Below are 23,199 nucleotides of genomic sequence, written 5' to 3' on the forward strand. Positions count from 1 at the left end.
GCCCCATGACAGCCCAACAAATCAACCTGTATTTCAGCCATGAAGTGGAACAGCTGGCCGCACAGCTGAGCCGTCAACTGCAGCTGGAACGGACCCAAAGCAGCAATCCATTGCGGCCGGCGACGGTGATTGTACCCAATGCCAACATGCAGCGTTTCCTGCAGTTACACATGGCAGCCAGTACCGGTATCAGTGCCAATTTAGAGTTTCCGTTTCTGGAAAATGGTTTGAGCCAATACCTGAATTTACTGGAGCCACATGCCGCACCGGTGATGTGGACGCAGTCTGATTTGGCCATTCAGTTGTTCGTTTTGATGAGCGATTCAGGGATCATGCAACACCCAGACCTGCAACCCATCCAGCGCTATTTACAACAACCAGAGAATGCGGCCTTGCAAAGCCGCAAACGCTGGCAATTGGCCAACCGATTGGCGGTCTTGTTCATCAGTTATGACTTTCAGCGCCCGGAGATGGTGGTGCAATGGCTGGACCAAAAGTTGCAATTCAAACACAGCAGCGATCCCTATCTGCCAGCCATGGAGCAGGCGCAAATGCACTTGTATCAGCACTTGTTTGGGGGCCGGGCGGAGCCCGCAGGTCGCAGCTTGATCCAACGGTTTCGGGCGGTGGATTGGGCGCAAAGCTTTGAACTGAACAGCTCCATGCACTTGTTTACCCCAACGCGTTTATCGGCTTTTCATCGGCATTTGTTGGCGCATTTGGCCAGGCACCTGCCGGTACACATCTATCAATTGAATGTCTGTTGTGAATATTGGGAAGACATGACCACCGAAGGAGAAGACCGGTGGTTGAACAACGTCCGAGCGGCCGAAATCAAGGTCCACGATCAGGCTGGTGCGCGCCTGGCTGAGCCGATGGATGAGACGACCAATCAGGCGGAGTTGTATTTTGAAATGGGCGATGACATGACCGAGAATCCATTGCTCAAAGCCTGGGCCAAACCAGGGCGTGAATCTTTGCGCCTGTTCAGCCAATTGGAAGACGATGCGATCCACCTGAATGTGGCGTTCAATCCAGATTGGTTGATCACCCCACGCAGCCCTGAACGGCATGCGTTACACATCATCCAAGACACCGTCTTACAACGCCTGCCGGCTGAGCCGGTGCTCAGCTGCATCGATCAATTGGCTTCATTACAACTGGCCCGGGCACCATCCATTCACCGCGAAGTGGAAGCGGTTTATCACAGTGTGTTGACTCAATTACAGCAACAACCCGAATTGCAACTGACCGATGTGGCCATTTTGGTCACCGACATGGATGCTTATCGACCGGTGATTGAGCAGGTGTTTGCCGAACAAAACAGCCAGCTGCCGGTACAACTGCCGTATTCATTGATTGATTCATCGGCGCAAAACAACAGCCGTTATGCCCAGGCCGTGTTGGCGCTGTTGGATCTGTTGGCGCATGATTTTTTGCGGGCCGATGTGTTGCGCTGGTTGGCCAATGACTGTGTCCAACAAGCCTTGGGTTTGACCGGTGATCAATTGGCCGACTGGTTGCAATGGTGCAGTCAACTGGGAATCTACAGCGGTTTTGACCACCTGTATGAAACCCGCGACAGCGGGGCCGACGGGCCGGCAGCAATGTCAGCTTTGTCGCGTCGTTTCACTTGGCAACAGGGGTTGCAGCGGATGCGCCTATCCCTGGTCAGTGAAGAGACCGCCTGGCATTTTCAAGACGTCGAATCATTGGGTCAATTGGCTTGGATCATTGAAGGTTTGGCGCATTGGCAGCGTCAATTACAGGCGCCAAAGTCGGTGCAGGCCTGGCATGCCATGTTGAGTCAATTGCTGGGCTCCTACGTGGCTGTGCCACCGGATCATCCAGCCGAAGAAGCGGTCCAATTGTCCTTGTTTGGTGCCCTGGACCAATTGCTGTTGCACGCGGCCGATACCACCATGGACTTCACCGATTTGCGCGTGTATTTGGAGCAGGCCCTGGTTGACCTGACGGCCAACAAAGGCAGTTACCTCAGTGGGGGGTTGGTCTGTGCGGCTTTGCAGCCCATGCGGCCGATTCCTTTCAAAGTCATCCATGTGTTGGGTTTGGATGAACGGTCGTTTCCCGGTGAGGTGTTCAAAGATGCTTTGGATTTGACCCAGCGCAGTCGCCGTTTGGGTGACATCAACACCACAGAAAACATGAATTACTTGTTCCTCGAAACGTTGATGTGTACCCGGGAAAAGTTGTGTTTGAGTTATGTGGCACAAGACCTGATCAAAGACGAAACCATCTTGCCTTCATCCACATGGCAACAACTGCATGAATATGCCAGCAGCTTATTGGACACCCAGGCTTTGGGCCTGAAGTCCTATCCAGTGACCACCATTCCATTAGACCGGGTGGCCACCTCGGCACAGGCCCCTGATCCAGTGGATGCGGGTTGGTTGACCAATCACTCACCGCTGGATCATCAAACAGCCGTGCGCAGCCACCAATACAAGCACAGCGGCGGCCAAAAACATGACCAAGCAGCGGTGGCAGAGGATCATCAAAGCTCAATACCCAGTGATGAAACCACCGATTGGCAGGTGTCGGATCTGGTGCGTTTGTTGGAAAACCCGTTGTTGAGTTATGTCGAACAAATGGGGGCTTCGAAACAACTGATCGATGATGAGCTGAACACCGAACACGAACCTTTTGCCTTGGATGGCTTGTCCAGGCACCGCCTGTTTGAGGCGTCGATGGCAACCTATTTGGCTGACCTGCAGCAAGCGGATGCCCCCAGTCTTGAATCGGTGTTGCGGCAGCAGTATGAACAGTTGGCCAATCAATCGCAGTTGCCGATCGCCTTGTTTGCAGATTTGCAGACATTCAAACTGCAAGATCATGACAGTTTTCCTGAATTAATCAAGGCTCTGGCAAAATTGGAACCCCTGAATGGTCCCGTGGTGTTTGGCGATGCCTGGCACGACTTGGCGGCGGCCAATCAATTGTCAGCCACCAGCCTCGAGGTGAATGGGCACATTCACCAGCTGCATGGCAGCTGGGCAGGCTTGTATGCCGATGATGGGGTCCTGTGCCATCAGGTGGTGGTCAGCTCCAGTGTATACAAAACTTGGCACAAAGCCTTGATCAAACCATTTTTGTGCTGGTGCCAGGCACAATTGGATGACACATTGACAGTGGCTGAAAATTTTCAGTTGAGTGTGGTGTTTCGGGACCAAATCAAGACCATCACCTTGCGGCGTTGGTCAACCGGTGAAGTGTCTTTCAGCAGTGACAGCCAAATCCGTGCTTATCTGGCCGGTTTGTTGAGTGGGTTGATGGAGCCTCAAACGGTTAATTTGCCTTTTGATTCATTGCATAGCCTGACAGTACCCATCAGTGAACGACCCCAACAAATTCCTTATTTAAAAGCCAGCAGCAAAGCCAAAACGGTGCATGCCTTGGCTTTGGACCCTGAGCTGTTGGAAGCTGGAGATTGGACCCAGATACAGGACACCTATCAAAGTAAGGCAGAAGCATGGATCGAAGAGAAAGGCTATTTTGAAATGCTCAAAGCGATCGATTGGGAATATGCCCCCAATGCCTTGACGACCTACCGACAACGTTTGCTGCCTTTGCACGTGATGGCCGGAGCAGAAGGATTGTGATCACGGTAACCCAGCCAGAAGACATCGACATCCGGCGCCATGCGGTGATTGAAGCATCGGCCGGCACCGGGAAAACCTACACCATCACCCACCTGGTTTTGCGCCTGTTGCGCGACGGCTTGAAAATCAACGAGGTCTTGCTGGTGACCTTCACCGACAAGGCAACCAGTGAATTGAAAGCCCGTTTGCGTCAGTTGTTGCAGCAATCGGTGTTGGATCCGAGAACAGCAGTGCACGATCGCAGCCTGCTGCAGGATGCCTTGCGGGATTTGTCACAAGCCAGCATCCACACCATCCATGGCTTTTGCCAGCGGGTGCTCAAAGAATGTGCTTTTGAGCAAGCCGCCGCCCTGGAAAAATCTTTGGTGGATGACCAAACCGTCTTGCTGCAACAACTGCATGCCTTAAAGCGCAGCTGGCCGGCCATCGAAGGCATTGAAATCAAGCTGTCAAAAACCGGTTTCCCCATGAGGAAATTGGATGAGCTGTTGCAAGATTTGGCACAAAAGATGCGCCCTGGGGATCAACTGATCCCGATGGACCCAGAATGGCGTCTGGCAACAGCCAAAGCCATCCATCAGGAATTTGACTTGCCAGATCAACAAGCCTTGGAAGATTCATTGCGAAATTTAAAAGGGTTGTCTAATGGAAAAAAACGTTTTCGCATAGAGCATTTAAATGCTTTGCTTAAAGAGACGTCACAACTCATTGAAAAAACCCTGAATACTCAAATGCTGGCGCAACACGCCAGCGAAATGAAGGATCGTTTTGACAAACTGTTGAATGCAACAGAATTGCAGGAAGTCATGGATGCCAATGATGCGGCTGCTGACAACCTGTTTTTAAGCACTTATCATCAGCTCATGCCCTTGGTGATGGCTTGTGATGCGGCTTATCAAGCCGATCGCTTTCAATTCGTCATCGAGCAGGTACAAGCCTTGCGCCAACGCGTCAAACAACACAAAGTCAGCCAGGGGCAGATCAGTTATGATGACATGATCGGTGACTTGGCTCTGGCCTTGAGTACCGAAGCCGGGGAGGCCGAACAACCGTTGACGGCGCGCTTGCGGGCCCGCTACCGGGTGGCACTGATTGACGAGTTTCAAGACACCGATCCGCAGCAATGGTCCATTTTCAAGCACTTGTTTGTGCCAGCAACTGCCGACCACCGCCTGGTCTTGATCGGCGACCCCAAACAAGCCATTTATGGCTTTCGTGGGGCTGACATCCACACCTATGAAGCGGCGAAAAAGCACTTGTTGAGCCCAGCGGTGGGCGGTCAGGGCTATCGCCTGGCCACCAATTACCGATCACTGCCAGAATTGGTAACCGGTTTGAATCAGTGGTTCACCTTCAACAGCGAGGAGGAACCCGCCTGGTTCCAGCCAGATGACGTGGTGGTGGACTCCCCCAGTGAAGAAGAACGGGTGAAAAATGGTGGTCCTGTGTTGCTTCAGGATGACAGCGGTTTGTCGGCCATCCATGCCATCACCACCGACAAACTGGACCTGCCAGTCAATGGTTTGCGCCAAGCACTGGCCGAGCAAATGGCCCAAACCATGGCCCAACGTTTGCTTGGACGGGTGCGTTTCATGCGGGGGCAGCAGGAACAGACATTAACAGCGGGGGACATCTGTGTGTTGGTGCGCAACAAAAAAGAGGCCAAGGCGGTGGAGGCGGCGCTGGATGAGCGTTCCATACCGCATGCGTTTTACAAAAAAACCGACCTCTATCAGTCCGAAGCGGCGGTGCAAATCCAGTTGATTTTGACGGCCTTGGCCTTCCCGCATTTGAAGCAACACCTGACCAATGCCTGGATGGGTTTGTTTTTTGATTTATCCACGCAGCAGTTGCAGCGGCTGCAAAGCCATGACACCACGGCCCATAACCACCCCGAATTGAAGGCCTTTTGGTCCTTGTGGCTGACCCTCAAAGCCCAGGCGGCACAACGTGATTGGGTGGCTTTGTTTCACACCTTACTGGCAGGCAGTGGCACCCGTGAACGCTTGTATCTGCAGCAAGAATGGCGCCTGTTGGCCAACCTCCAACAAATCATTCAAGAATTGTTGAAAGTGGCCTTGGCGCAACAAGCAGACGCTCATGGCCTGTTGCATCAGTTGTTGCAATGGCGCGCCAGCAAAGCCATCACCAAAGAAGATTGGCAACAAAAAGACACCGAACAGTCGGCGGTGCAAATCATGACCATTCACAGCAGCAAGGGTTTGGAATTCCCGGTGGTGTTCTTATTTGGGGGCTTTGCGGCCGATCAGCGCAACACCGCTGACTACAGCAAATACCCGGCTGAAGATCGGTCTGGTCAGGTGTTTGATTTGGTCGAGAAGAACCACCCCAAACAACAAGCCGAATCCATGGCTGAACAGCGGCGGTTGTATTACGTGGCCATGACCCGGGCGGTGTACAAGCTGGTCTTACCGGTGTACAGCGAAAACACCTACCGGCCCAATGGCCAGTCTTTTTATCATCACGATGTGATTAAGCGCAGCTTGGCCAGCGGTCTGTTAAGCCATGACATCAGGGCGCTGCCAAATCAGGATGTGGCAGAAGCCGATACCGGCAGCACCCCCATGCCGCCACCACCTTTGCCCCCGGTGCCCAATGATTTGGCGCAGCGGCGGCGGGTGATTCATTCATTTTCATCGCTGCAGCGTCCAGCGGCCGAACACACCGATGAACTGGATAACCACTTCGGCCAATTGTTGCGCCATGAAGGTTTGCAAGCCGATGACCGTGCGTCCATCGCGGAAGATGACATCGAGCGGCCATCGATTCCTGGCGGGGCGCAAACAGGCAATGTGTTGCACGGTATTTTTGAGCATGTGGATTTCGCTTTGGCCTTGCAAAATAATTTGACAGAATTCATTAAAAATCATCAAGTTAAAGCAGTGATTGAAAGTCAAATGAAGGCTTTTTTGATGGCCGATGGTGTGTTGTTGGATGCACAAGGTGCGGTGCACAGCGCCTATTCACAAGAGTTTGCCGCCTGGGTGTGGCACACCCTGAACAAACCCATTGCGGCGTTGGATGGTCTGCGCCTGGGTGAGTTGAAACCGGCTGATCGCCGGCATGAAATGTCGTTTCATTGGTGCCATGCCGGGCAGTTTTTAACGGGTTTCATTGATTTGTTGTTCAAAGTCGATGGGCCTGACGGCAGTGAATACTACATTTTGGATTGGAAGAGTAATTTCAGTGCCCAGGGGTATGCACCTGAGGTGCTGTCACAAACAGTGATGCAAGCGCACAAATACCACGACCAATACAAATGGTATGCCTTGGCGGTGAAAAGTTGGTTGGCCCAAATGACCCAAAACCCAAAGGCTCGATTGGCAGGTGCCTTGTATGTGTTTTCTCGCGGTATTGATGCTGCGGTCGATGATCAAGCGGGTATTTTTTATCAAGACTTGAGCACCGATTCATTCGGCATTAAGCAACTGCAGCAACAGCTGTTGGCCCAGATCAACAACGGTGGGTCCCAGACATGAAAATTTCCCCCACTGTTGCCTACCTGCAACAATCGTTTCCGGGCCATGATTTGGACTGGTCCTGGCTGCAAGATCAGTTGCTGTTGGATTTGGCCCACATCCAACTACTCAGAGATGGTTTTCGCGAGTGGTCAATGACCGATGAGCGGTTGTTGTTGGTGCTGTTGTATTTGGTTGATGCCGTCAACCGCGGATCCTTGTGTTTGCAGTTGTCAGATCGGCGCCTGAAAAACGCCACCCAGCACCACCAACTGGGCGATTTGGGCCCCCATCTGGCCACTTTGGCTTGGGCTGATATGACCTTGTGGGGCCATGAAATTTTGTGGTGGCAAGGTGATCTTTTGTATTTCAAGCGCCACCACCATTTGCAACAGGCTTTGCAACATGACTTGTCTCAACTGCTGGCCCAGCCAAACCACCCACCAGCCGATGCCATCGCGATCAAAACAGCGATACAAAGCGTGGTAAGAGGCTTGCCCTATGAACTGGAACCCCAACAATTGCAAGCCTTGCTGACGGCGGTGCTGCAGCCATTCAGCATCATTTCCGGGGGGCCGGGAACGGGTAAGACCACCATTGTGCTCAGTTTGCTGCGGGTGTTGCATCGCTTGGGTTTGGCAGTGGAAGACATGGCCTTGGCCGCCCCCACCGGTCGCGCGGCCAATCGCGTGACCGAGTCCATCCGCGCGGGTTTGTCAGTGGGCGTGGGGGCAACAGACCGCCAGCATGACCCTGGCGATGATGAACTGGCTGCGCTGGAGGCCACCACCATCCATCGTTTGTTGGGTGCCCACCCACTGCGCGCTCAAAACCGCTATCATGCCAACAATAAATTGCCGCAGCGCTTGTTGGTGGTGGACGAGGTGTCGATGGTGGATTTGGCATTGATGCAACAATTGATTGCAGCGGTCGATCCAGGCACCCGGTTGGTGTTGCTGGGTGACCAATTTCAACTGCCTTCGGTACAAAATGGGGCGGTGTTGGCTGATTTGATGCCGCCACTGGGTCATGATGCATTGAATTCGGCTGAGTTTGTGGCGGAATTGCGCTCCATGTGGCCCACGGGTGTGGCTGAGTTGCCGGCTGTGGCGACCACTCAAGCCCCTCAATTGTTGACCGATCGGGTCACCATTTTGCAAACCTCTAAACGTTGCGAGCCGCACATTGCGGCTTTGAGTGAGCAGGTCAAAAATGGCGCCGTGTCTGTTTTTTGGCAAGCCGTTTCAGCGACCAATGCGGATGCGGTCTTGACCGGCAAATCGGCCCATGGCGCGCTGTGGTTGGATGCCTTGAAGACGCCCTGGGAGCCACTGCCACTGGCCTGGTTTGAGCGTCATTTTTTGCGGCCATCAGGCGGGCGTCGCAGTTACCGGCAGTTGTTGCAGCATCTACATGGGCAACAAACGCCAGATCAAACGGTGTTCAATGCCTGTTTGGCTGAGTTGTTTGCCTTGCTCAACACCCAGCGGATTTTGACCTTGACCCACCAAGGACCCACCGGCACCCAACGCATCAATGCCGCCGTGGCTGGCTGGTTACAACAGCGGTTGGGGGTGACCGGTACCACCGATTGTTTTCATGGCGCGGTGATCATGGTGTTGCGCAATGACCCGGCGTTGGGTTTGTACAATGGTGACATTGGTTTGGTGTTGGAACGGCAGCCGCAACAGTTTGTGGTGGCTTTTGCCACCGAGTCTGGGTTTGTTATGCATTCGGTGCACCTGATCCCCGCCTACCAGTTGGCTTTTGCCATGACGGTGCACAAAAGCCAGGGCAGTGAATATGACCATGTATTGATGCCGTTGACGGAACAATTGGACAACCCTTTGTTGACCCGAGAAATCATTTACACCGGCATGACCCGAGCCAAACAATCGGTGTGTCTTTATGGCAGCCAAGCGGCACTGAGTCAGTCCATAGCCAATAAAACCACCCGGCACAGTGGATTGTCTTTTTGGTACAATCAGGCAAAAAACGAGGATTGATCATGCAAAAAGTTCGTGGTGTGGGTGGTTTGTTTTTCAAATGCAAAGACCCGGAAAAATTGGCGGCCTGGTATCAGGCTCACATGGGCATCGCTTTGGATGGCAGCACCTATGGCATGCTGGATCCGCATCAAGCACGAGAACATGACCGCATGGTGTGGAGCACTTTTGCTGCCGACAGCGATTATTTTCAACCATCTGAGCAAAGTTTCATGTTCAATTTCATTGTGGATGACGTGGGCGCCATGTTGCAACAAATGGTGGCCGGTGGCGCCACCCAAGTGGGTGAAGTGGTGTCAGAGTCATACGGTGATTTTGGGTGGTTCTTGGATCCAGAGGGATTCAAAGTGGAACTTTGGAGTCCAAAATCTTTTTAAATTCATTCCTTTATTGAGTTTTTATGAAGTCAATTCAAGACATCAGAATCCGCTTTGTCGGGGCTGGAAACATGGCCGCCAGCTTGATCGGCGGTTTGATCAACAAAGGCATGACCGCGGGTCAAATCACCGCCAGTGATCCGGGTCAAAACCAACGACAATACATTGAACAACAGTTCCAAATCTTGACCTATGATGACAACAACGCCCATTTTGGCATGCCAGACATGGTGGTCATTGCGGTCAAACCACAAATCATGAAGCAGGTGTTGCATGATGTGGCCAGCAGCATCGTGCGCAGCCACCCATTGGTGGTCTCGGTGGCCGCAGGCATCACCAGTGATCAAATCAGTCAATGGTTGGGGGCAGATTTGCCGGTGGTGCGCACCATGCCCAACACCCCAGCCTTGATTGGGCAGGGGGCCATCGGCATGTATGCCAACGCCGCGGTCACCCCACAACAACGGCAATTGACCGAACAGGTGATGGATGCCGTGGGCACCTCAATTTGGGTTAACAAGGAAGCACAAATCGATGCCGTGACGGCCTTGTCAGGCAGTGGCCCAGCGTACTTTTTTCTGTTCATGGAATGTTTGCAACAAGCCGCTGAAGACTTGGGACTCAGTGCCAATGATGCGGCGTTGTTGACCAAAAAAACCGCCATTGGGGCGGCTTTGTTGGCTGAACGCAGCCCGGAATCTTTGACCCAACTGAAAGACCGTGTGACTTCGCCCAATGGCACCACCGCAGCGGCCTTGGCCAGTTTTGAGCAAGACTGCATTCAGCAAGTGATCCAGCACGCCATTCAAGCGGCCAATGACCGCTCGGTGACTTTGTCCAAAGAGTTTGACTGATACCAAGAATTTCCGCGAACTTAACCCACCGGTCATCGGGCTGTTTTATAATGGACGGCTGTTGCCAATTTTTGTTCGCTTGTTTGCATGCTCAAAACACCCATCAGTTTCAAAGGTCCGGCCGGTCTGATTCAGCGATATTTTTCTGAACACCGGGTGTTTCAAGCCACCCAGTGGTTGTTGCAAGGGCGCTTGTCAAACTGGCAACACAACGAGGTTTCTCAGACTTCACGGGCGCTGATCGACGATCCCCAAGGGACCCAGCATGCGGTGTCCATGACCTGGCCCTTGCCCAAAGTGGAGGGGGCAGAGCCGCTTCAGCCGGAATCGGGGTCTCAATCGGTCCCCTGGGGGCAATGCGATTGTACAGCCGCCAAACCCTGCGTGCATTTGGCCGCCCTGACCATCCACAACAAATACACCCTGGATCGGTTGTCACCTTTCACCCAACAAGTCAAAGCCCTGCAAGACATCAACCGCACCTTCAGTGACTGGCTGCAACAACAGCGGCATGACCCATTTCCGAACATGGCGCGGCACCGGGTGGTTTATGTGTTGGATGAAACCGAAGACCAGCGCCTGCGGGTCAGCCTGCACAAGGCCTACCTGAGTCAAGATGACCGTTACCGCATCAAGTCGGACTTGGACAGCAGCCTGTATTTCAAGAAAAACCCACCCAAATTCCTCAGCGACACCGACCGCCACATTTTTTATCAGATCAACCAACACGGGTTGGCCCAAATCCACCGATTCATCATTGATCCCCAGCGCGACGATGGGGTGTTGGACATGATGTTGCAATCGGGTCGCTGTTTTTGGAAAGCGGTGTATCGGGCGCCCTTACAGCGGGTCACTGTTTCGGCCTGGCCGGAAAAACGCTTGCAGCCGTGGTCCTCGCATTTGGCCTTTTCCTTGCAGAGTCATGTGGTTTACCGCCTGATGACAGACACCCAGAGCCCGGCGAATCCACAGGATTTGAGCCAGCATGATGGGTTTCAACCCATTTTGACCTTGACTTCAGAGGTGTTGAATTTGCCCTGGCGTGAGCGGGCCCATTGTGCCATCGATGTGGCGCAAATCAGTTACCGGCTGGGGGCGATATCCTTTGACTTGAATGACTTGAGCCAAGCCCAGGTGCAATTAAGCGCGGCTCAAATTGAACAAGTCTCCGCGGCCAATTACCAGGTCGAAAAATTACCCTCGATGATGGCTGAATTTGAACCTTCGGTCACGCAGTTCTTTCACATCAATGACCGCCATCTGGGCGACGATTTCGTGGCCATTGCGCCCATGCTATTGGCTTTACAACAGTCTGGCTGGGACATTCACTTTGCCCCGGAATACCGTTTAAACCACCAGCAGGTGGACCAATGGTACATTGAAGTCAACAACAGCCAGGGCGCCCGTGATGCCGGGTGGTTCGATTTGAAAGTGGGGGTGGAAGTGGCCCAGCAACAATTCAACTTGATGCCATTCTTGATCAAAGCCATCAAATCAGGTGCGTTCAATGCGGATGACCCATCGGTGTTGATTCAGTTGGATGATGGCTTGATGGTGGGGGTGGACCCAGCACAACTGCAGCGCATCATCGAAACCATCGCGGAACTGTATACCAACCGCCAAAGCAAGGATCACTTGTCAGTCAGTGAAAACCAATTGTTGGCCTTGGTACAGACCCAGCATCAATGGCAGCAAACCCAGGACGCTGCCCAGGCTCCAGTCAGGTGGATGCCCCATGAATTGTTGTATAGCAAAATCCAAGCATTGCAGTCAATCAAACAATTGCCACCCGCCACGGTGCCAAGATCCTTGCAGGCTGACTTGCGTCCTTATCAGCAGCAAGGCCACGCCTGGCTGTGTTTTTTGGCCACGCATGGTTTTCATGGCTTGTTGGCCGATGACATGGGGTTGGGTAAAACCTTACAAACACTGGCTTTTATACTCACTACCAAGCAGCAACACCCTGATTACGCCACTTCATTGGTGGTGGCGCCCACCAGTCTGTTGGGTAATTGGCAGAATGAAGTTCGGCAATTCACCCCAGACTTGAAGGTGGGCATATTGGCCGGTGCCAACCGGGAGGACTTGTATGATCAATTTGATCGCCATGATTTGTTGATCAGCAGTTATGGCACCGTCAGTCGTGATTACCAGCAGCTCAAAGACCGCCGCATCCATGTGTTGGTTTTGGATGAGGCCCAAGCGATCAAAAACCGCCGCACCCAAGTGGCGCAAACCATCAAACAATTGAACGCCCGCCATCGACTGTGCCTCAGTGGCACGCCAGTGGAAAATCACCTGGGCGAGCTGTGGTCCATCTTTGATTTTTTGATGCCCGGTTTTTTGGGCCAACAGCAACAATTTCAACGACATTTTCAGTGGCCCATTGAAAAGGACAACAACCCCGAACGGTTGGCTGAATTACAAACCCGGGTGGCGCCATTCATATTGCGTCGCAGCAAAGCCGAAGTGGCCAAAGAACTGCCGGATAAAAATGAAATCGTTAAGTACATTGACTTGGGCGAAACCCAGGCAGCCATCTATGAGAGCATCCGTTTGAGCATGGTGGATGAAATCAGGCAAGCGATGCAACAACAACAGCACAATGCCCTGATGATCAGCAATGCCTTGTTGCGTTTGCGGCAAGTGTGCTGTGACCCGCGTTTGTTGCCTGCCAAAACCCATGACTTGAAAGCAAATTCAGCGCAGTCGGCCAAAATGAATTGGTTAAGCACGGCCTTACAAAACCTGGTGGAAGAGGGGCGTCGGGTGTTGGTGTTTTCATCATTTGCCAAAATGCTGACATTGATCAGTGACCATTTACAAGACATGGGCCTGGGTCACCTGCTGCTCACCGGCAAAACCCCGGCAGCGCAAAGAACCGCTGACATTGCCGCCTTTCAGGCCGGTGAACAGCCCATTTATTTGATCAGCCTGAAAGCAGGCGGTGCGGGCATCAACTTGACCGCAGCGGACACCGTGATCCATTTTGATCCCTGGTGGAATCCAGCGGCTGAGCAACAAGCCAGTGATCGGGCACACCGCATCGGACAAGACAAGCAAGTGTTTGTTTATAAGTTGATTTCACGGGGTACGGTGGAAGAAAAGATTCATCAGTTACAACAGCAAAAACAGCAATTGGCGGATGAACTGTTGGCGTCGCAAAGCGACATTGGACAGATCCTCAGTGAGCACCAATGGCAAAAGATGTTAAGCCCCATTGAATTGTGAGCCCAGCCTGATGGGCGTCACAACGGCAATTCAGTGGTGTTTTTCTTTTGACGGAGGATCAGGTTGGTGTTGGTGGTTTGAACCAAACCGACATTGAGCAAGTCACGCATCAAGAAACTTTCCAGCTCTTCGGTGCTGCGGGCAATCACCCGCATCACATAATCGAAATTACCGGCTGTCGAATTGCAGTCCAATATCATCGGGCTTTGTTCCACAAACTCATCAAATTTTTGCAATGTTCTCAGGTCTTGTTTCACCATCGTCACTTGCACGTATGCCATCACCGTTAAGTCCAGCAGTTTGGGGTCCAGCAGAGCCACGTACTTTTTGATGTAACCTTGCTCTTCCAATTTTCTGACCCGCCGCCAACAAGGGGTTTTGGACAAATTAACCCGTTCGGCCAAGTCCTGCATGTTGATGCTGCTGTCGGCTTGCAAAATTTTCAAAATCTTCAAGTCATGTGAGTCTAAGGGTTCCATGGGAAATAATATCAATATAATTAATGTTATTAGAATTATATTTCAATAAATCCAAAAATAGCAAAATGTTTAGAATTTTATTTCAGCCAGATTAATTACAATATCTGCACGTCAAAAAAGCATGAAACATGTCACGATACACCTCCAACCAATACCAAGCCAAACAGGCTGATGCCCAAGGCGTCATTCACTACAATGACATTGAGCATGAGATTTGGTCTGAGTTGTATCAAGCCCAAATCAGTCTGGTACACCGGCACATGGTCAACGAGTATATAGAGGGATTGGCCATCCTGGATCTGCCCAACCACAGAATACCTCAATGTTCTGAAATCTCTGAAAAATTACACAACATAACCGGTTGGCAGGTCGAGCCGGTGCCAGCACTGATCGGCTACGATCGTTTTTTTGACTTGTTGGCCAACCGGCGATTTCCCGCGGCTTCATTCATCAGAACCCGTGAGGATTTTGCTTACGTCAAAGAGCCCGATATTTTTCACGAGATATTTGGCCACACCCCACTGCTGACCCACCCGCAAGTGGCGGCCTTTTCCCAAGCCATTGGTGAATTGGGCCGCAACCTGACCGCGGACAACCATGCCTGGTTGGCACGGTTGTATTGGTTCACCATCGAATTTGGTCTGATCAAACAACATAACAATGACACAAGTGATGTGGTGCCCATGGGGTCAGGATTAGCGTCTTCTCCCACAGAGTTGATCTACGCTGCCACCAGCGAAGCGACAGAACGGCGCCCTTTTGATGTGATGGACGTTTTGACCACACCTTATCGCATCGACATCAAACAGCCCATTTACTATGTGCTGGAGTCATTTGAGCAGTTGTCCGCAATTGCCGAAAGGAATTTGTTGGCAGACATCCTGCAAGCCCGTAAAATGGGCTTGCAGGAACCCCATCAAGCACTGGCCATGGCCAGTTAGCAACGAAGTCAATAAACCATGCAAAACAATGATTTGTCAGCGGCACAATGTGAGCCGTGTCAGGGTGGCATCAAGCCACTGGCAGCGTCAGACATCCAGTCCTATCTGGCCGTCATCCATGCGGCATGGGTGCATGATGAGTCAGGACATCGCATCGAACGGGCGTTCAAATTCAAGAATTTCGCCAAAACCATGTTTTTCGTCAATGCCTTGGCGCACCTGGCAGACCAACAAGGTCATCACCCCGATGTGACCTTTGGCTACAATTACTGCCGCGTGGCTTTCACCACCCACGAAGCCGGTGGCCTGACCCGTAATGACTTCATTTGTGCCAAAGCAGTGGATGGCTTGTTGGACACCTGATCAGGTTGGTGTTAACAGACCCTAGTCCGCGCATGATCACAAAGGCTTGAAGTTTTTGACTTGTAGTACTGCACCTGGGGCTTGTGCATCTTCTGGCCCCAAAGGTTCACAGGCTTTGAAAGAGGCCAAACAGCGTTGGGTCAGGTTTTGATAAATACCGGTGCCTTCGGTTTTCCATTGAATTTGTTGGTCGGTCACGGTCTTTTTGACCGCAGCGGGTGAGCCAGCAATGATTGAACGGGCAGGGGCCTGGAAACCCGGCTTGATGTAACTCAAAGCCGCGATCATGCATTCTTTGCCGATCTGGGCACCGTCCATGATCACCGATTGGATGCCGACCATGCTGTTTTCACCAATCACACAGCCATGCAGCACCGCGCCATGGCTGACATGGCCATTTTTCTCGACCCGCGTTTCACCATCCGGAAAACCATGGGCGATGCAGCCATCTTGAAAATTCACGCCGTCTTCCAGCACAATGCGACCAAAATCACCACGCAGGCTGGCATGGGGGCCGATGTAACAGTTTTTGCCAATCACCACGGCCCCAATCACTGAAGCGGTGGGGTGGACAAAACTGCTGGGATGCACTTGGGGTCTGACCCCATCGATTTCATAAAAACTCATGGCACATTCAAAGTGTTTGCTGAGCCCACATTATAAAGGGATGTGGGTGACGAAAAAACCACCCGCACAATGTAAACCAGTTTCGACATGGGTGGGGTGGTGTTTTGCTTGAATTGAGCGGCACAAATCAATACACTGATGGCCAATGCAAGGATCGGTCATGCCATCCATTCCCGTAACCCACAAATCATCGAATCTCATGAAAAAAGCATTCAAAGTTCCCCACACCCTGATCTTGTTACTCAGCATGATGCTGGTCGCTTACCTGGCCACCTGGTTGGTGCCGCAAGGATTTTTTGACACCGTGACACTCGAAAATGGTCGCCAAGCCGTGATACCTGGTACCTACACCGAGTCCGAAACGCAAAAAATGCTGAGCCCGTTTGATTTTCTGATCGCCATTCCACGCGCCTTGGCGGCCGCTCAAGACATCATATTTTTTGTCTTCATTGTGGGTGGGGTGCTGGCCATTGCCCGTGCTTCTGGCACCATTGATGCCTTGATCGGCAGTTTGTTGAATCGTTTTGGTACGCGGCCACACATGTTGATATTCATGGTGGTGTTTGTCTTTGCCATGGCCTCCGGGGCGATCGGTACAGCCGGAGAATACATACCCTTTGTGCTCATATTGGTGGGGCTGTGCAAGGCCATGCGGCTGGATGCTATGACTGCCGTGGGCATGATCGTGGCCGGTTATGGCATCGGCTATGGGGTGTCGGCTTTCAACCCGTTCACCGTGATGATTGCCCAAGAAATTGCCGATGTACCGCTGTACTCAGGCATTGAATTGCGCCTGGCCATTTTTGTGCCGTTTGTGTTGATCGGTTTTCACCATGTATGGCGTTATGCCAAAAGGGTGCAACAAAACCCAGAACAATCTCTGGTCAAAGGCCTGGCCTGTCCGTTGGAGGGGCAAAACGTGCATGATTACCCGGCCTTGAACATCCGCCATAAATTGATTTTGCTGGGCTTGGTGGCCACCATTGTCGCCGCGGTTTGGGGCATTTCAGAACGGGGTTGGTATTTATATGAATTGGGCGCTTTGTTTGTGTTGTGGGGGGTGTTCACCGCCATTGTGGGTCGCATCAACCCCGACACCGCCGCCAATAAATTCATCGAAGGGGTGCAAGAACTGGCCACCACCGCCATTCTGATCGGGGTGGCCCGTGGCATCGCTTTGATCATGGAAGACGGTCAAATCTTACACACCCTGGTGCATGCCATGTCCTTGCCCTTGTCGTATTTGGGGGCTGAATTGGCCTCGGTGGGCATGTTCATCATGCAATCCGTTTTGAACCTGTTCATCCCATCTGGCAGTGGCCAAGCTTATGTCACCATGCCGTTGATGGCCCCGGTCGGTGATTTGATCGGGGTGAACCGACAAATTGCGGTGTTGGCTTATCAGTTTGGTGATGGCTTTTCCAACATGATCATCCCCACCAATGCGGTGTTGATGGGCATCATCGGCATGGCTGGCGTGCCATACAACGCTTGGTTCCGCTTTTGCTTGCCCTTGATCCTGAAATTGATGGCAGCGGCGGCCACGGTGTTGGTATTGGCGGTGGTGTTTGACTATGGGGCTTCGGTGCAGCCGATTTGAGTTGAGCTTAACTCAAAGTGGCTGGGTACTTCTTCAGTCTCAGCATGACACTTGCCAAAGACTTTTTTAAGCTGACAGTTACATCTGTGATGCCGTTGGTACGCCGACGGCTCGCGGGCTTTTTCAATCGACCAAATTGGGGCGCAACGCTTTCTCAGCCACTGACAATTCAACACCTTTGCGCGTGGCATAGTCAGCCAGTTGTTCTTGGTTGATTTTACCCACCACAAAGTACTTTGAATCGGGGTGGGCATAGTAAAAGCCACTGACTGATGAAGCCGGATACATGGTCAGGCCAGAGGTCAGTTCGATGCCGGTGTGGCCGGTCACATCCAACAAGTCAAACAACAGCTCTTTTTGGGTGTGATCCGGGCAGGCAGGATAACCTGGGGCTGGCCTGATGCCTTGGTATTGTTCTTTGATCAAGGCGGCATTGTCCAACTGTTCATTCGGGGCATAAGCCCAGTATTGGGTTCTGACTTGTTGGTGTAAATACTCGGCATAGGCTTCGGCCAGGCGGTCGGCCAAGGCTTTGAGCATGATGCTGCTGTAATCATCGTGTTGTGCTTCGAAACGCTGGACGTGTGACTCAATGCCCAGTCCAGTGGTGACGGCAAAAGCCCCGATGTGGTCGTTCAAACCAGCATCCTTGGGTGCGATGAAATCGCTCAAGCACAGATTGGCTTTGGGTTTGTTGGCCTGTTGTCTGAGGTTCAACAGGCGGTGTTGTTGGCCCTGGTGTTCGATGATCACATCATCACCTTCGGCGTGGGCTGGGAAAAACCCCAACACCGCTTTGCATTGCAGCCAGTCTTCGGCCACCAATTGTTGCAGCATGCGTTGGGCGTCTTCATACAACTCGCTTGCGGTTTGGCCCACCACCTCATCGGTCAAGATCGCTGGATAGCGCCCGTGCAGTTCCCAGGTTTGGAAGAAGGGCGTCCAATCGATGTATTCAACCAAGGTGGCCAGTGGGGTGTCGTCAATCACCTTGACCCCAGTGAAGCTCGGTTGGGTTGGGGTGAACGTGGACCAATCCAAAGCCAAGGCATTGCCGCGGGCCTGTTCCAGGCTGATCAAGGATTTTTGATCCGAGCGATTTTTTCGGCGTTCGCGGATCTCGTGGTAGTCCTGCTTGATTTGTTGGCAGTAAGCGAGCTGGTCTTTTTCTGACAGCAGTTGTTGCACCACACCCACCGCCCGAGACGCGTCTTTGACCCACACCGTGGCATGGTCGTACTCGGGTTCGATTTTCAACGCGGTGTGGGTGCGTGAGGTGGTGGCGCCACCGATCAACAAGGGCAGGTTCATGCCTTTGTGTTTCATTTGTTCGGCCACGTAACACATTTCGTCCAGGGATGGGGTGATCAAACCCGACAAGCCGATGATGTCGGCTTGGTGGTCATTGGCCGCTTTTAGAATCTGTTCAGCTGGCACCATCACGCCCAAATCAATGATCTCATAATTGTTACAGCCCAACACCACCCCCACGATGTTTTTGCCGATGTCATGCACATCCCCTTTGACCGTGGCCATGATGATTTTGCCTTTGGCTTGTTGGGCACCTTTCCGGGCTTCGATGTGTGGGGTGAGCCAGGCCACGGCTTGTTTCATGACCCGAGCTGACTTGACCACCTGAGGTAAGAACATTTTGCCTTCGCCAAATAAGTCTCCCACCACATTCATGCCATCCATCAAAGGACCTTCAATCACCTCCAGTGGATCACCCAGCTCGTCCAAAGCAGCGGCTGCATCGGTTTCTATGTGATCAGTGATCCCATGGACCAATGCGTGGTTGATGCGCTGTTTGACCGGCAGTTCCCGCCAGGCCAGCTTTTGTTCATCATTTTGTGCACTGCCTTGCATGTCTTGAGCCAGCTCCAATAGCTCTTCGGTGGCATTGGGGTCGCGGTTGAACAACAAGTCTTCAATTTTGTTGCGGATGTGGTCAGGGATGTCGTCATACACGGTCAACTGGCCGGCATTGACGATGCCCATGTCCATGCCGGCACGGATGGCGTGGTACAAGAACACCGAATGGATTGCTTCTCGCAAGGGGTTGTTGCCGCGGAAGGAGAAGGAAATGTTGGACACGCCGCCAGAAACCATGGCATGTGGCAGGTTTTGTTTGATCCAGCGGGTCGCTTCAATGAAGTCCTTGCCGTAGTTGTTGTGTTCTTCTATACCAGTGCCGATGGCAAAGATGTTGGGGTCAAAGATGATGTCTTCCGGTGGGAAGTTGACTTGTTGGGTCAAGACCTCATAGGACCGCTGGCAGATCTCAATTTTGCGAGCAAAACTGTCGGCCTGGCCGGTTTCGTCAAAGGCCATCACAATGACAGCTGCCCCATATTTACGGGCCAATAGGGCCTGCTTGATGAAAGCGTCTTCACCTTCTTTGAGGCTGATCGAGTTGACGATGCCCTTGCCCTGGATGTGCTGCAAACCGGCTTCCAAGATGTCCCATTTGGAGGAGTCCAACATAATCGGCACCCGACCAATGCCAGGTTCTGAGCCGATCAGGTTCAAAAAAGTGATCATCATTTGTTGGGAGTCGATCAAGCCTTCGTCCATGTTGATGTCAATGATTTGGGCGCCATTGTCCACCTGTTGTTGGGCGATTTCCAAGGCCGTGACCAAATCGTTTTCTTTGATCAAGCGCTTGAATTTCAAGGAACCGGTGACATTGGTGCGCTCGCCGACATTGATGAAATTCATCTCAGGGGTGATGGTCAAGGGTTCCAGTCCGGATAATCGACAGAATCGATCGAGCTGCGGCAGGCGCCTGGGTTGTTGTTGATCGACCAATTTTGCGAGGGCTTGGATGTGCTTCGGGGTGGTGCCACAACAACCACCCATGATGTTGACCTGACCCTGTTCAACCATGTGTTGCATGATGCCAGCCATGTGGGCTGGGTCATGGTCGTACTCACCCAATTCATTGGGCAAGCCGGCATTGGGGTGAATGCTCACATAACATTCACAAATGTCGGATAACTCCTTGATATAAGGGATCAAATCATCCGCGCCCAAAGCACAATTTAAGCCAATGGCCAGTGGTTTGACGTGTCTTATGGAGTGGTAAAAAGCCGCCAGGGTTTGGCCGGACAGGGTGCGGCCACTGGCATCCACAATGGTGCCTGAAATCATCACTGGCACCTCACCGTGCTTTGCCAGCACCGTTTGCACAGCGAACAGGGCGGCCCGGGCATTGAGGGTGTCAAAAATGGTTTCCACCATCAACACATCGGCACCACCGGCCAACAAGCCTTCGGCGGCTTCGGTGTAGGCGGCGACCAATTCATCAAACGTGACGTTGCGGTACTCCGGGCGGTTGATGTCCGGTGAAATCGACGCGGTGCGGTTGGTGGGGCCCAACACGCCAATGACCCAGCGGGGCTTGTCCGCACTGCTGTATTTTTGACAGGCTTGTTTGGCCAACACCGCCGACTGGCGGTTGATTTCATAAGTCAATGACTCGGTGTGGTAATCGGCTTGGGCTATGCCGGTGGCGTTGAAAGTGTTGGTTTCCACCAAGTCACTGCCGGCTGCCAGGTTTTGTTCATGGATTTGTTGGATGATCTCCGGCTGGGTCAGGGACAAAATGTCGTTGTTGCCTTTGAGGTCATGCGGGTGGTCTTTGAGCAAGGTGCCGCGGTAATCATCTTCGGTCAAACGCAGCGTTTGAATCATGGTGCCCATGGCCGAGTCCAACAGCAATATGCGTTGTTGCAGGTGTTGTTCGAGCATGGTGCGGGTGGCAGATGTGGTGGTCATTATTTTTGGGCGTCTACGGTGATGATTTTGAAATGGGGTTTGCGTTGTTCTTGTGAGCTGATGACGGCCTGGACTTGGCCAAATCCTGCTTGGCGACACCACTGTTCCAGTTGTTGCGGTTCAAAGCCCAAATTCTTGTGGCCGTATTCACTCATGACGTCTTCATGCTGATGGGCTTCCAGGGTCGATATCAGCACGGAGCCACCAGGCCGACAGACGCGGTGGGCTTCTTGAATCACGGCTGCTGGTTTGGTGGAATAGGTCAACACGTGCAACAACAACACACAGTCATATTGGGCATCATCGAACGGCAACTGGTGGATGTCGCATTGGTTGAATTGCACGTTGTCGCGGTCTTTGAGTCGTGCTTTGGCCGCTTCGATGGCCTTGGCGTTGTTGTCCACACAGGTGTATGAGGCGGCGTTGTGGGCCAGCAGTTCAGCCAACACGCCATCACCTGAACCCAAATCAAGCACTGCACCCAAATTGACCAGTTTGGCCACCACTCGGGTGGTGGCTTCCCAGGTGCGCCCAGGTGAATAATGGCGTTCCATGTCGCCAGCCACGGCATCCACCCATTGGTTTGAAGCCGCTTGTTGACTCATCACCAAAGCCATTTGTTGGTTGTCTTGTTGAATCAAGGCGTGGTCTTCATAATGTAGTTGGATCATGTCCAACAAACCGTTGTAGGTTTGATTGAAATGTTCAGTGTGCAGTCGGTAATAGGAGCTGACCCCTTGTTTGCGGACTTGGACCAAGCCTTGTTTCTTCAGGTGTGACAAATGGGTCGACACCCGGGGTTGGGCCAAGCGGGTGATTTCAGCCAATTCAGCCACGGTCAATTCTTGCTGCTGTAACAGCAGCACCAGGCGGATGCGGGATTCATCGGACATGGTTTTGAACAAGTCATTCAAACTCATTATATCTTTATATCTTGATTGAGAGATATAAAGGATTTTAGGGGATTCTTTACAGATTACAAGCATTAATGTCGGGTATGACGATTGGTTATGAGAAAATGATCCAAACAACAACCAGAGAGACAACCCATCATGCTCGATTTTTATACTTATGCCACGGTCAATGGTCAGGCCGTGGCCATCGCTTTGGCAGCCACCAGATTACCCCACCAGCGGCATTGGGTGGATTTGCGTCACGGCGAACAGCGCCAACCGGACTTTTTGGCCATCAACCCATCCGGTCGCATCCCGGTGATCGTTGATCAGGCCCATGAGCCGCCTTTGGTGGTGCACCAAACCGGTGCCATTTTGGCTTATTTGGCCCAAAAAGCCGGTCAGTTTGGTGGGCAAAATGAGCGAGAAGCGGCCCAAGTCCAAGCTTGGTTGTGGTTTCAATTGACCGATGTCTCGATCAACTTTTTCAACAATTTCTACCTCAAAAGTTTAACCCAGCCACCACAGCCCGCTGCGGCCAACGTGTTGAAACAGCGGGCCATGGGTTTTTATCAAGAATTTGATGCCCAATTGCAAAAGCAGGTTTACTTGGTGGGTGAGCAAATGACCATCGCCGACATGGCAGCCTATCCGGTGGTGCACGCCATGGCCGATTTGTTGTTGGATGAAACCAAACCCCACTTAAGCCGTTGGTATGCCCAAATGCAGGCCAAAGAGGCGGTGCAAAGTGGCATGCAAGCCCAGGCTGCTGGTGCTTGAATGTGGCCTTGAAAGCCATTCGAAAAAAGTCATCATTAAGTTTATCAGCACTGTATTTCGCGCCATGAAACCGTTAAAATTCAGCAGGTAAGTCTGGGGTTGGCAAGAGGCCAAGAACTGGATTTGCACAACAAAGCGGGGACAAAATGACGCTCACAGGGCGGCATGCGTT

Annotated in this window: 14 protein-coding genes; 10 read left to right on the forward strand and 4 right to left on the reverse strand. The window is 52.3% G+C overall.

Features of this window, described 5'->3' with window-relative positions:
* The first annotated feature begins 5 nt into the window (after positions 1 to 5).
* The 6 genes from K7G70_RS09665 (at position 6) to K7G70_RS09690 (ending at position 13,567) form a co-directional block, all read left to right on the forward strand.
* A complete protein-coding gene (locus tag K7G70_RS09665; RefSeq protein WP_223788432.1) occupies positions 6 to 3,620 on the forward strand; it encodes an exodeoxyribonuclease V subunit gamma in 3,615 nt (1,204 codons plus the stop codon).
* A complete protein-coding gene (locus K7G70_RS09670) occupies positions 3,617 to 7,120 on the forward strand; it encodes a UvrD-helicase domain-containing protein (RefSeq protein ID WP_223788433.1) in 3,504 nt (1,167 codons plus the stop codon). Before K7G70_RS09665 ends, K7G70_RS09670 begins: the two co-directional genes overlap by 4 nt.
* Entirely contained in the window at positions 7,117 to 9,105 is a 1,989-nt protein-coding gene (recD, locus tag K7G70_RS09675; protein ID WP_223788434.1) for an exodeoxyribonuclease V subunit alpha, read from the forward strand. Before K7G70_RS09670 ends, recD begins: the two co-directional genes overlap by 4 nt.
* A gap of 2 nt (positions 9,106 to 9,107) precedes the next feature.
* Positions 9,108 to 9,482 (forward strand): VOC family protein, encoded by a 375-nt coding sequence (locus K7G70_RS09680; protein WP_223788435.1) that lies wholly within the window; start codon positions 9,108 to 9,110, stop codon positions 9,480 to 9,482.
* Between the two features lie 23 nt (positions 9,483 to 9,505).
* Positions 9,506 to 10,336, forward strand: a complete 831-nt coding sequence (gene proC / locus K7G70_RS09685) for a pyrroline-5-carboxylate reductase (RefSeq protein WP_223788436.1) — start codon at positions 9,506 to 9,508, stop codon at positions 10,334 to 10,336.
* A gap of 87 nt (positions 10,337 to 10,423) precedes the next feature.
* A complete protein-coding gene (locus K7G70_RS09690) occupies positions 10,424 to 13,567 on the forward strand; it encodes a DEAD/DEAH box helicase (protein WP_223788437.1) in 3,144 nt (1,047 codons plus the stop codon).
* Positions 13,568 to 13,584: 17 nt separating this feature from the next.
* Here K7G70_RS09690 and K7G70_RS09695 read toward each other — a convergent pair whose 3' ends face one another.
* Positions 13,585 to 14,046 (reverse strand): Lrp/AsnC family transcriptional regulator, encoded by a 462-nt coding sequence (locus tag K7G70_RS09695; protein WP_223788438.1) that lies wholly within the window; start codon positions 14,044 to 14,046, stop codon positions 13,585 to 13,587.
* A 128-nt stretch (positions 14,047 to 14,174) separates the two neighbouring features.
* Here K7G70_RS09695 and phhA point away from each other — a divergent pair, with 128 nt between their 5' ends.
* The gene (gene phhA, locus K7G70_RS09700; protein ID WP_223788439.1) at positions 14,175 to 14,987 is read left to right on the forward strand and encodes a phenylalanine 4-monooxygenase; all 813 of its coding nucleotides are present in this window, start codon (positions 14,175 to 14,177) and stop codon (positions 14,985 to 14,987) included.
* Between the two features lie 18 nt (positions 14,988 to 15,005).
* A complete protein-coding gene (locus K7G70_RS09705; RefSeq protein WP_223788440.1) occupies positions 15,006 to 15,350 on the forward strand; it encodes a 4a-hydroxytetrahydrobiopterin dehydratase in 345 nt (114 codons plus the stop codon).
* Positions 15,351 to 15,386: 36 nt separating this feature from the next.
* Here the strand turns inward: K7G70_RS09705 and K7G70_RS09710 are convergent, their stop codons facing one another.
* Positions 15,387 to 15,977 carry an acyltransferase gene (locus tag K7G70_RS09710; protein WP_223788441.1) on the reverse strand — a complete coding sequence of 197 codons (591 nt, stop codon included), beginning with the start codon at positions 15,975 to 15,977 and terminating at the stop codon, positions 15,387 to 15,389.
* Positions 15,978 to 16,176: 199 nt separating this feature from the next.
* Between K7G70_RS09710 and K7G70_RS09715 the strand changes: the two genes are divergently transcribed.
* Complete coding sequence (locus tag K7G70_RS09715; protein WP_223788442.1) at positions 16,177 to 17,577, forward strand: YfcC family protein; 1,401 nt, start codon at positions 16,177 to 16,179, stop codon at positions 17,575 to 17,577.
* Between the two features lie 123 nt (positions 17,578 to 17,700).
* Here the strand turns inward: K7G70_RS09715 and metH are convergent, their stop codons facing one another.
* Together metH and K7G70_RS09725 are read right to left on the reverse strand one after the other, a co-directional pair.
* Positions 17,701 to 21,354 (reverse strand): methionine synthase, encoded by a 3,654-nt coding sequence (gene metH, locus K7G70_RS09720; RefSeq protein WP_223788443.1) that lies wholly within the window; start codon positions 21,352 to 21,354, stop codon positions 17,701 to 17,703.
* Positions 21,354 to 22,340 carry an ArsR/SmtB family transcription factor gene (locus K7G70_RS09725; RefSeq protein WP_348525075.1) on the reverse strand — a complete coding sequence of 329 codons (987 nt, stop codon included), beginning with the start codon at positions 22,338 to 22,340 and terminating at the stop codon, positions 21,354 to 21,356. The genes metH and K7G70_RS09725 overlap by 1 nt, the downstream gene beginning before the upstream one ends.
* Positions 22,341 to 22,406: 66 nt before the next feature.
* Between K7G70_RS09725 and K7G70_RS09730 the strand changes: the two genes are divergently transcribed.
* Positions 22,407 to 23,027, forward strand: coding sequence for a glutathione S-transferase family protein (locus K7G70_RS09730; RefSeq protein ID WP_223788445.1), 621 nt, complete (start codon positions 22,407 to 22,409; stop codon positions 23,025 to 23,027).
* Positions 23,028 to 23,199: the final 172 nt, after the last annotated feature.

The organism is Marinicella meishanensis, assembly GCF_019931145.1.
GTDB lineage: Bacteria > Pseudomonadota > Gammaproteobacteria > Xanthomonadales > Marinicellaceae > Marinicella > Marinicella meishanensis.